1 protein-coding gene is annotated in these 1035 nt (G+C 61.8%); it reads right to left on the reverse strand.

Annotated features, from left to right (window positions below; translation table 11 throughout):
• A partial coding sequence (locus B118_RS31395) for a type I polyketide synthase (protein ID WP_337588134.1) occupies positions 1 to 1028 on the reverse strand: 1028 nt, incomplete at its 3' end.
• Between the last annotated feature and the right edge of the window lie 7 nt (positions 1029 to 1035).

Genomic DNA, 1035 nt, shown 5'->3' on the forward strand with positions numbered 1-1035 from the left:
ACCAGGGTCGCCGGCAGCCGCAGCCCGGTAGCGGCGTTAAGCCGATTACGCAACTCCACCGCCGCAAGAGAATCAAAACCAAAGTCCCGAAACGCCCGCTCCGGCTCCACAGTGGCAGCACTGTCATGACCAAGAACCCCAGCCACATTGGCCCGCACCAAATCCAGCAGCATCCGATGCTGATCATCCACACCGAGAACAGCCAACTGCCGCTGAAGAGCAGAACCACCGACCGGAACGACCCCACCACCCGCCGCCCGACGAGCCGGCAGCCGCACCAAGCCCCGGAAGAGCGCCGGCATCTGCTGACCCTGAACACGCAACGCAGCCAAATCCAACCGAATCGGCACCAACACCGACTCGTCGGCCCCCACCGCCGCATCAAACAACGCCAAACCCCGCTCCGCACCAAGCGGCAAAACACCAGAACGCGCCATCCGAGCCACCTCGGCATCACCCAAATGCGCCGTCATCCCACTACGCTGCTCCCAGAACCCCCACGCCAACGACACCCCCGGCAAACCAAGAGCCCGCCGCAACCCAGCCAACGCATCCAAAAACACATTCGCCGCAGCATAATTACCCTGACCAGAACCATCCACCACCCCCGCAGCCGAAGAAAACAAAACAAACGCCGCCAACCCCCGATCACGAGTCAACTCATGCAAATGCCACGCCGGCGCCGCCTTAGCCCGCCACACCACATCCAACTGCGCCTCAGTAAAACCAGCCACCGTACCGTCATCCAACACACCAGCGGTATGCACCACCGCACTCAACCCCGGAACACCATCCAACAAAACAGCAACAGCATCCCGATCAGCCACATCACAAGCAACCACCTCCACCACCGCACCACACCCGATCAACTCATCACGCAACTCCACCGCACCCGGCGCCGCCAAACCCCGCCGAGAAACCAACACCAAATCCCGAACCCCATGCACAGCCACCAAATGCCGAGCAACCAACGCACCCAACACACCAGTACCACCAGTAACCAACACCGTGCCCCCAACCCGCCACACACCACCA

Source organism: Salinispora pacifica CNR114 (assembly GCF_000514775.1).
Classification (GTDB): domain Bacteria; phylum Actinomycetota; class Actinomycetes; order Mycobacteriales; family Micromonosporaceae; genus Micromonospora; species Micromonospora pacifica.